A 9,681-nucleotide genomic window follows, 5' to 3' on the forward strand; every position below is an offset into this window, starting at 1 on the left:
GTACTGACACCCGCCCCGGGCCAGTGGAAGCGCGAAAGCCTGGGCGGTGCGCCCAAGCTCTCCACTATCGCCGCCGGTGGCATCGACCCCGATCGCAGCGACGATTATTTCCTCACCGTCAGCGGGTTCCTGCAGCCGACCACGCTGTACTACGGCGTTGTCGGAAAAGGTGAACCGCAGGCACTGAAGGACAGCCCGAGCTTCTTCGACGCGTCCAAGTACGAAGTCAGCCAGCACTTCGCGACCTCCAAGGACGGCACGCACGTGCCTTACTTCGAGATCGCTCCCAAGCAGTTGGCAGCCAACGGCAAGAACCCGACCTTGCTCTACGGCTACGGCGGCTTCGAGATCTCGCTGCAGCCGGCCTACAGCGGCGGCGTGGGCCGTGCGTGGCTGGAAAAGGGTGGCGTCTATGTGATCGCCAATATCCGCGGCGGCGGCGAGTACGGCCCGCGCTGGCACCAGGCCGCCTTGAAGGCCAATCGTCTGCGCGCGTACGAGGATTTCGCGGCGGTGGCGCAGGATCTGATCGATCGCAAGATCACCTCGCCCGAGCACCTGGGCACCATGGGCGGCAGCAATGGCGGCCTGCTGATGGGCAACATGCTTACGCTGTATCCGCAACTGTTCGGCGCCGTAGTGAGCCAGGTCGCTCTGCTCGACATGCAGCGTTATACGCACTTGTCGGCGGGCGCCTCATGGATTGCCGAATACGGCGACCCGGACAAGCCGGCCGAGTGGAACTGGATCAAGACCTTCTCGCCCTACTACAACGCGAAGGCCGGCCAGAAATATCCGCCGGTGCTGTTCACCACGTCCACTCGTGACGACCGCGTGGGGCCGGTGCACGCGCGCAAGATGTACGCCAAGCTTACCGAGCTGGGCTACAACGCCAGTTTCTACGAGAACGTCGAGGGCGGTCATGGCGCGGCGGCGGACAACAAGCAATCGGCCTTCATGAACGCGCTGGGCTACATCTATCTCTGGGACCACGTAAAGTAAGCACTCTCTTACTTAGCAATGGCCGCGCCCGCCACGGCGGCGCGCGGCCTGTCCAGGGCTACATGAAAAGCTTTCACAAAATCCGTCCCGAATTGCGTGAATGGATCCTCGCCACGGCCCGTGCCGGTCATGGCGTGCCGGATGTGCTGCGCTTGCTGAAAGAAGCCGGCTACGATGCCGCGCAAGCCCGTCGAGCGGTCTCGGAGGTGCTCAATATCCCACTGACCTCGCTCAACGCGGTCGCACCGCGTCCGAGCGGGCGCCGACCGAAACATCCGGAAGCGCCGCAAGTGGATGTCGATGGCCGCGCGATTCGCATCGCTGTCAGTGTCGAATCGCCAGCGCTACGCGTGCTTGAGGGCTTGCTGACCGACGAAGAGTGCGAACAACTGATCGCATTGGCAAAGCCGCGAATGCACCGTGCCATGACCGTGGACGTCAACGGCAAGCAGCAGGTCGACGAGGCGCGTACCAGTCAGGGCATGTTCTTTACGCTGGGCGAAACGCCGCTGATCGCGGCCCTGGAAGCGCGCCTGGCGAACCTGCTGGACATGCCGGTGGAGTTCGGCGAAGGCCTGCAGGTGCTGCATTACCTGCCCGGCCAGGAATACGAAGCCCACCAGGACTGGTTCGACCCCTCCCAGCCCGGTTTTACGGCGATCACCGCCAAAGGCGGCCAACGGGTCGCCAGCGTGGTGATGTATTTGAATACCCCCGAAGAAGGCGGTGGCACCGGCTTTCCGGCGATCGGCATGGTAGTGACTGCCCGGCAGGGTTCGGCCGTCTATTTCGCCTATGAAACCGGGGAGCAAGCCTCCCTGCATGCCGGCTTGCCGGTCAGCAAGGGGGAGAAGTGGATTGCCACGAAATGGCTGCGGGAGCGGCCATTTAGAGCCTGAGGCGGATTTTTACGGGCGAGGGATGAGCCGCCTTTACGGTGGCTCATCCCTCGCCCGTAAAACCCCCAATGCTGCGCCGCAGCGGGCTTTGCCGTATCCTTGTAAGTTTCCCCTTCCCTCCAAGGATTCCCATCATGGGTCTGCATCTCGTCTCCGCCGGCCGCGACGTGCCGAACGAAATCAATGTCGTCATCGAAATCCCCAAGGATGCCGAGCCGGTCAAGTACGAGGTAGAGAAGGAAAGCGGCGCGATCTTCGTCGATCGCATCCTGTCCACGCCGATGCGTTATCCCTGCAACTACGGCTACGTGCCGGGCACGCTGGGCGGCGACGGCGATCCGCTGGATGCGCTGGTAATCCTGCCGCTGCCGCTGGTGCCGGGCTCGGTGATCCGCTGCCATCCGGTCGGCATGCTGAAGATGACCGACGAGGCCGGTTCGGACGAAAAGCTGGTGGTTGTGCCGACGCCGAAGATCTTCGCCGGCTATGCGCACATCACCGACATCAAGGAAGTCTCCGGCCACTGGCTCGAGCGCATCGGCCACTTCTTCGAGCATTACAAGGATCTGGAGAAGGGCAAGTGGGTGAAGATCGACGGTTGGGTCGGCGCCGCCGAGGCCAAGGCGGAGATCACCCAGGGTATGGCGCGATACAAGGCGGAGAAGGCGTGAGGCGTTAAGCATCAGGTCGCCCCCGCGATGCGGGGGCTGTAAAGGGTAAAGAGGAAGAGCGGCGTTGCGCTATTTCTCTTTGCCCTTTTTATTTCCGGAACGCCGACGTGCAAGAGCAAATGAAGAGACCTGGGCTGGGAAACGCGACAAGCCTGACGCTCTTACTCACTCCCGCTCTTCTTCACGTACCCTTTGGGATCCAAGCGCCCCTCAGTGATGCGCCGGAGCGGAAGTACCGCGGCTCTTGCCAGGCTTGGCCGGCTCCCCTTTACGCCCAAGTTGATCGAGCAAGGTCGAGAGATCTTCGGCGTGCTCTTCCTCGTTGGCGAGAATGTCCTCCATCATCCGGCGCGTGGTCGGATCGTCATGACCCAGGTATTGAATGATTTCGCGATAGCTGTCGATCGCGATGCGTTCGGCGACCAGATCTTCTTTCAGCATGTCCACAAGATCGTCGCCCTCGGCATAGTCGGAATGACTCCGGCTGAGCAATCCCTCGGGATTCAAATTAGGCGTCCCATCGAGTTGGGTGATGCGTTCGGCGATACGGTCGGCGTGGCCCTGCTCTTCGGCCGCATGCTCCAGGAACTCGGCCGCTACGCTTTTGGCATGAATGCCCTTGGCCATGTAGTAGTGGTACTTGTAGCGCAACACGCAAACGATCTCGGTCGCCAGCGCTTCATTGAGCACTTTGACCACTGCGTCGCGGTCGGCGCTGTAACCCTCTGTGATGGCGCCCTTGTCGATGTGCTCGCGTGCACGGCGGCGGATATTTTCTATATCGGTGAGAAACGGCTTCTTGGCGGACATGCCTGCCTCCTCGCGATGAGTGGATTGGATGCATGCGGCTCTGGTGCCACGCTACTGCTCCATCCTGTATGCATCGCCGCGAAGCACAAGTGAAAATGCCGCGTACCTTGCGGTACGCGGCATCGGGCAGTTCAACCCAAAAAGCGCCTGAATCAAGCCTTTCGGTAGACCTCGGCGCCCTGTGCGCGGAATTCAGCGGCCTTCTCGGCCATGCCTTCATTCAAGGCGGCACCTTCATCCACACCATGTTCGGCAGCGTAGTCGCGCACGTCCTGGGTAATCTTCATCGAGCAGAACTTCGGACCGCACATCGAGCAGAAATGTGCCGACTTGTGCGCATCCTTCGGCAGCGTCTCGTCGTGGAATTCGCGCGCTTTGTCCGGATCGAGACCGAGGTTGAATTGGTCCTCCCAACGGAACTCGAAGCGCGCCTTCGACAATGCGTTGTCGCGCACCTGCGCACCGGGATGGCCCTTGGCAAGATCGGCCGCATGCGCGGCGATCTTGTACGCGATGATGCCGTCACGCACATCCTGCTTGTTCGGCAGCCCGAGGTGCTCCTTCGGCGTGACATAGCAGAGCATGGCCGTACCGAACCAACCGATCATCGCGGCGCCGATCGCCGATGTGATGTGGTCGTAACCCGGCGCGATATCGGTGGTGAGCGGCCCCAGCGTGTAAAACGGCGCTTCGTGGCACTTCTCCAGCTGACGCTCCATGTTTTCCTTGATCAACTGCATCGGCACATGGCCGGGGCCTTCGATCATCACCTGTACGTCGTGCTTCCACGCGACCTGGGTCAGCTCGCCCAGCGTATCGAGTTCGCCGAACTGCGCCGCGTCGTTGGCGTCGGCGACCGAACCCGGACGCAGACCATCGCCAAGGCTGAAGGACACGTCATAGGCCTTCATGATTTCGCAGATTTCCTCAAAGTGCGTATAGAGGAAATTCTCCTTGTGATGCGCCAGGCACCACTTGGCCATGATCGAGCCGCCGCGCGAAACGATGCCGGTGACGCGCCGTGCAGTCAGCGGCACGAAACGCAGCAGCACGCCCGCATGGATGGTGAAGTAATCCACGCCCTGCTCGGCTTGTTCGATCAGCGTGTCGCGGAACAGCTCCCACGTCAGCTCTTCGGCCACACCGCCGACCTTTTCCAGCGCCTGGTAGATCGGCACGGTACCGATCGGCACGGGCGAATTGCGGATGATCCACTCGCGCGTTTCGTGGATGTTCTTGCCGGTGGAAAGATCCATCACCGTGTCGCCGCCCCAGCGAATCGACCAGACGAGCTTTTCTACTTCCTCGGCGATACCCGACGACACCGCGCTATTGCCGATGTTGGCGTTGATCTTGGTGAGGAAGTTGCGGCCGATGATCATCGGCTCGCTTTCCGGGTGATTGATGTTCGCCGGAATGATCGCCCGTCCGCGCGCTACTTCGTCGCGCACGAATTCAGGCGTGATCGACTTCGGTAACGAAGCACCGAAGGATTGACCCGGATGCTGGTGGCGCAGCGCGCTGTTGGCCAGCGCTTCCAGACGCTGGTTCTCGCGGATGGCGATATATTCCATCTCCGGCGTCACAATGCCGCGGCGCGCATAATGCATCTGCGTGACATTGGCGCCGGGCTTGGCGCGCAGCGGTGCGCGCGTCCCGGTAAAGCGCAGCGGCGCCAGGCGCGGATCGTTGGCGCGCTGGCGACCGAACGACGAGGACAGGTCGGGCAATTGTTCGACGTCGCCGCGTTCGGCGATCCATGCGGCGCGCAGTGACGGCAGGCCGGCGGCCAGGTCGACGCGATAAGCAGGATCGGTGTAAGGACCGGAGGTGTCGTACACGGTGATCGGCGGATTGCTCTCACCGCCGAACAGCGTCGGCGTCTGCGCCTGCTCGATCTCTCGCAGCGGCACCCGCAGATCAGGGCGGGAGCCCTGTACGTAGATTTTGCGCGAGCCAGGGATCGGCCGGATGACGGCTTCGGAAAGTTCCTGCGCGGCGCGCACGAGCTCGGAGGACAGGGCATTCATCGGCAATACGTCCTAAAGAAAGTGAACCGCCCGGTGACGGGCTGGGGACGAAAGCGATGGCGCCGGAAGCACAGGGGCATCGGGCCTGTGCGACGAAGCTTCCCTACACCGGTGCTAACCGGATCAGGTTCGAAGGGTGTCTCTCAGCCGGCCTGTACTGCCGGCACCCCCGCTTCCAAGTGGGTTATTTGAACAGAAAGGCGGGATGTCGGCCACTGCGTGGCTGCGAGGCCGCGCCTTTGGCGCTACAAGGGGTGAAGGGTGAGAAGGAAGAGCGCGGGTTTTCAGCCACAAGCTGCCTCTTCACGCCTTATAGCGAGCGCTAGCGAGCGACCTCACCGGCCACACAGTGGCCGGCTTCACTTACCGCGGCAAATACGCCCGCAAGAACATATCCACGCCGTCGCGTGCGGTCTGCTCGATCTCCGTGGCATACGCCTGCGGACAATCCTCGCAGCCGAACATGCGGCGCAGGAGCAATTCGCCCTTGATCAGCGAGAAAAACTGCGCGCTCGCGCGTTTGGGGTTGGAAATGTCGAGCTTGCCGCCGTCAACCGCCTGGCTCAACAGGCGTTCCATCAAGCCGTGGGTGCGGTCCGGGCCCTCCTCCCACATCAGCTTGCCATAACGGGGATTGCCCTGGCGGCAGTCGCTCAAGATCGCACGGAAGGTACCCACATTCTGTACATCGCATTCCAAGTGGGCGTGATGCAAGGCGATCTTCAGCAGCATGTCGCGTACGTCGGCCTGCGCGTCGTACCGGAAGATGTCCTCGGGCACCAGATCCTGGATGCGCGCACGGATGACCTCACGGAACAAGTTGTCCTTGTCCCCGAAGTGGCTGTAGACCGTCAGCTTGGAGACCCCGGCTTCCGCGGCGACGGCATCCATGCTGGTGCCGGCGAACGCATTGCGGATAAACAGGGCCTTGGCCGCTTCAAGAATCGCCGCACGCTTCTCCATGTCCTTGGGACGGCCGGGTCCCTGCGGCTTGGCTTGCGGGAGAATGGTCATTAGCTCGCACCTTCACAAATGGCTGACGCGGGTTTATTATACGCCACGGTTCAATTATTTTCCACGGCCATCCTGAATGGCCCCATTTATGCCTTCAACGACTGTCGAACTCACCCTCAGCGCAGGTTATCGGCAGGCGCAGCGCGCACTGGCGGCCTGGCTCGATCAAGGCGCCCGCGCTGCCCGCCAGAGCGCGTTTGCCGCGCGCACAGCCCTTGCTGCCCTGGACCCCACCGAGCGCGGTCGTCTGGCGCGCTGGCTGGCCTGGCTCGCTGTGGCGGCCAGTTGCCGCGGCGAAAACGCGCTGGCCGCCCGGGTCCGCCGGCTCGACAGCGGGCTGCATCTTGCCATGGAAGATGCCCTTGTGCGTCTACCGATCAAATCCATCACGACAACCGCGCAAAATCAGCGGTTGAGTGCCTGAGAAACACCCAAGTGTCCGCGGACACGGCCGCGCGCATGACTTCCGTCAACCGCGCGCGGTGACTTCCGGCACTTCGTAGAGGGGAGGCCAGGCCGCAGGCTTTGACACGTTGTCGGAAGCGGCCTTAAGCGCTTATCCTTTCAGCCCTTTTTCGACTAATTTCAAGAGAAGTGAGCAAGATGGCGATGAACTTCGAACAGGCGCGGCAAAACATGGTGGAGAACCAGGTGCGCCCCTGGGAGGTGCTCGATGCTCGCGTGCTCGAGGTGTTGGGCAAACTGCGTCGCGAGGATTTTGTCGCGGCCGAGCATCGCAATCTTGCGTTCGCCGACCTTGGCCTGCCGCTGGGCCATGGCGAGACGATGATGAAACCCGTCATCGAGGGTCGCTTCCTGCAGGCGCTGGACCTGAAGCCTGAGGACCAGGTGCTGGAGATCGGCACCGGTTCGGGCTTCCTGACCGCCTGCATGGCCAGCCTCGCGGCACAAGTCGTCAGCGTCGACATGCATGCCGATTTCATCGCCACTGCCGGCCAACGCCTGGCGCAAGCGGGCATCGCCAATGTATCGCTGGAAACCGGCGAAGCAGTGAACGAATGGCAGCCCAAGGGCCAGTTCGATGCCGTCGTGGTGACCGGCGCCGTGTACCAGATTCCGCAGCGTTTCCTTGGCTGGCTGCGACCCGGTGGGCGCCTGCTGGCCGTGCGTGGCGAATCGCCGGCACAGACCGCCGTGCTGCTGACCCACGAAGGCAATGGGCGTTACCGCGAGGAGGGACTGTTCGAAACCGACCTGCCCTATCTCGCGCACGCCGCACCGCCGCGTCGATTCGTTTTTTGATTTGCCATACCCCGACCCTTTCCTTGTGAGGCAACCCATGCGCTTGAAGCTTCTGACCTTTGCCCTGGCCCTGGCGGCACTTCCGCTCGCAGGCCACAGCGAAGACCTGCTGGATGCATACCGGGAAGCGCGTGCCAACGATCCGGTGCTGTCGCAGAGCGATGCGACCCGCCTGGCCACGGCCGAAGGCGTAACCCAGGCCCGCGCATTGATGTTGCCGCAGATCAATGGCAGCTATGGCTTGAACCAGAGCAGCGGCTCCGGTTCCAATTCGCGTAACGACGGCACGGGCGGCAGCGATCTTGGCGCAGGCGTGGGGCATAGCCGCTCGCGCGATATTTCCGCCACGCTGACCCAATCGGTGGTCGACCTGAGCCAGTGGGCCAACCTGTCGGCGGCCAAGTCACAATCCAAATCGCAGGATCAGACCTATCAGGCTGCACTGCAGGATCTGTACGTCCGCGTCACCACTGCCTATTTCGGCGTACTGACCAGTGCGGATCAATTGACCTTCGCCAAGGCGAACGAAGAGGCGCTGCGCCAGGCTTATGAACAAGCCGACCAGCGCTTCAAAGTAGGCCTCTCGGCGATTACAGACGTCTATCAGGCCAAGTCCGAGTACGAGCAGGCCAAGGCGCAGACGATCGCCGCCGAGAGCACGCTCAACGATGCCAAGGAAGCGTTGACCCAGATCACCGGCAAGCCCACCGGCGATCTGAAGAAGCTGCGCGAAGACCTGCCGATGGATCCGCCCTCGCCAGCCGATCCCAACCAGTGGGTGCAGGATGCCCTGAAGAACAACCCGACGATCCTCGCGCAGCAATTCAACGTGGATGCGGCCGAACACAGCATCAATGCGGCGCGCGCAGGTCACTTGCCGACGATCGGCGCCCAGGTGACGCGCGGCAAGACCACGAGCTGGTTCGAGAATGCCAGCAGCGCGGGCATCCCGGGCAACGGTTCCTACGGCACCACGGTGGGCCTGACCTTGACGGTGCCGATCTTTTCCGGCGGCGCCACCCAGTCGAAGGTCCGCCAATCGATCTACAACCGTGACTCGGCCCAGGATGCTCTGGAATCGCAGCGTCGCCAAGTCACCCGCGATACCTTGAACTTCTACCGTACCGCAGTGGCGGGCATCACTCAGGTCGAAGCCGCCAAGGCCGGCGTGGACTCGGGCCAGAAGGCTCTTGAAGCCACCCGTGCAGGCTTCGACGTCGGCACCCAGACCATGCTGAACGTGCTGACCGCGATTCAGACCCTGACGCAGGCGCAAAGCACGTATTCGCAGTCGCGCCACCAATTCGTGTTGAACAAGCTGCAGCTCAAGGAAGAAGCCGGCACGATCGACATGAAGGATATGGAAGAGATCAACGCGTTGCTGCAGTAAAACCGCAGTACTGGCGATCGAAAAAACCGGGCGCATAGCGCCCGGTTTTTTTTTGCGCCAAAAAGCTCAAGACTACAAATTATGTAAGAGCGTGGCTCACAAATGGCTTACCCAAAACCGACACTACACATGACTGGATTCGCCAGCACACACCATTGCACGCCTACATCCTGGCAATAAATCAAGCATCAAAATATCAAATGCAAGGAAGCAAATAAAAAAGAGGGATAGCCAGTGAAAAGGAAATATGTCTCCCAATCGATGCTGGCCATCGCAGTCACTATTTGTGGGGCTCGAGCGTTTGCAGCTCCGGGGGCTGAACAGGACCTTGAGGTTCGCGCTTTAGTCGACCACTTGACGAAGGTTATCCAGCTGACAGTGAGCGGCGCCGGATCGACTCCTGCTAGCGCAAGTGGGTCAGCAAAAGCACAACTTCATTCTAGGTGTCTAGCCATAAAAGGCCAATTGATCGGGTTCCCAAACACAAACGTAGTAGGAAGCGGCTTCGCTTACACTGCCATTGCTCGCCAAGGGTGCCTGATTCAAGACTAAACGCCGGCCTCCCCTTCTTGCTTCTAGCGCTTAGTGCTATGACGTCAGCC

General features: G+C 61.6%; 9 protein-coding genes and 1 riboswitch. Of the genes, 6 read left to right on the forward strand and 3 right to left on the reverse strand.

The annotated features are described in order from the left end of the window. The 3 genes from VIM98_RS18670 to ppa all read left to right on the forward strand — a co-directional run. A partial coding sequence (locus tag VIM98_RS18670; RefSeq protein WP_331994610.1) for a prolyl oligopeptidase family serine peptidase occupies window positions 1-1,002 on the forward strand: 1,002 nt, incomplete at its 5' end. Window positions 1,003-1,064: 62 nt separating this feature from the next. Next, window positions 1,065-1,901 (forward strand): 2OG-Fe(II) oxygenase, encoded by an 837-nt coding sequence (locus tag VIM98_RS18675; RefSeq protein ID WP_331994611.1) that lies wholly within the window; start codon window positions 1,065-1,067, stop codon window positions 1,899-1,901. A 134-nt stretch (window positions 1,902-2,035) separates the two neighbouring features. Beyond that, the gene (gene ppa, locus VIM98_RS18680) at window positions 2,036-2,572 is read left to right on the forward strand and encodes an inorganic diphosphatase (RefSeq protein WP_331994612.1); all 537 of its coding nucleotides are present in this window, start codon (window positions 2,036-2,038) and stop codon (window positions 2,570-2,572) included. A gap of 210 nt (window positions 2,573-2,782) precedes the next feature. Here the strand turns inward: ppa and VIM98_RS18685 are convergent, their stop codons facing one another. The 3 genes from VIM98_RS18685 to VIM98_RS18695 all read right to left on the reverse strand — a co-directional run bounded on the left by VIM98_RS18685 (window position 2,783) and on the right by VIM98_RS18695 (window position 6,426). Further along, window positions 2,783-3,382 carry a ferritin-like domain-containing protein gene (locus VIM98_RS18685; RefSeq protein WP_331994613.1) on the reverse strand — a complete coding sequence of 200 codons (600 nt, stop codon included), beginning with the start codon at window positions 3,380-3,382 and terminating at the stop codon, window positions 2,783-2,785. A 152-nt stretch (window positions 3,383-3,534) separates the two neighbouring features. Then, entirely contained in the window at window positions 3,535-5,412 is a 1,878-nt protein-coding gene (thiC, locus tag VIM98_RS18690; protein WP_331994614.1) for a phosphomethylpyrimidine synthase ThiC, read from the reverse strand. A gap of 82 nt (window positions 5,413-5,494) precedes the next feature. After that, a riboswitch (TPP riboswitch) is annotated at window positions 5,495-5,593 on the reverse strand. Between the two features lie 182 nt (window positions 5,594-5,775). Beyond that, the gene (locus VIM98_RS18695) at window positions 5,776-6,426 is read right to left on the reverse strand and encodes a TetR/AcrR family transcriptional regulator (RefSeq protein WP_331994615.1); all 651 of its coding nucleotides are present in this window, start codon (window positions 6,424-6,426) and stop codon (window positions 5,776-5,778) included. A gap of 88 nt (window positions 6,427-6,514) precedes the next feature. On the opposite strand from VIM98_RS18695, the gene VIM98_RS18700 reads away from it, so the two are divergent. From VIM98_RS18700 to VIM98_RS18710, 3 genes are all read left to right on the forward strand, one after another. Further along, window positions 6,515-6,850 (forward strand): hypothetical protein, encoded by a 336-nt coding sequence (locus VIM98_RS18700; RefSeq protein ID WP_331994616.1) that lies wholly within the window; start codon window positions 6,515-6,517, stop codon window positions 6,848-6,850. Window positions 6,851-7,029: 179 nt separating this feature from the next. Beyond that, on the forward strand, window positions 7,030-7,689 hold the full coding sequence (locus VIM98_RS18705) for a protein-L-isoaspartate O-methyltransferase (protein WP_331994617.1): 660 nt from the start codon (window positions 7,030-7,032) through the stop codon (window positions 7,687-7,689). A 37-nt stretch (window positions 7,690-7,726) separates the two neighbouring features. Beyond that, a complete protein-coding gene (locus VIM98_RS18710) occupies window positions 7,727-9,079 on the forward strand; it encodes a TolC family outer membrane protein (protein ID WP_331994618.1) in 1,353 nt (450 codons plus the stop codon). The last annotated feature ends 602 nt before the right edge of the window (window positions 9,080-9,681 follow it).

Source organism: Dyella sp. (assembly GCF_036568765.1).
Lineage (GTDB): Bacteria > Pseudomonadota > Gammaproteobacteria > Xanthomonadales > Rhodanobacteraceae > GSA-30.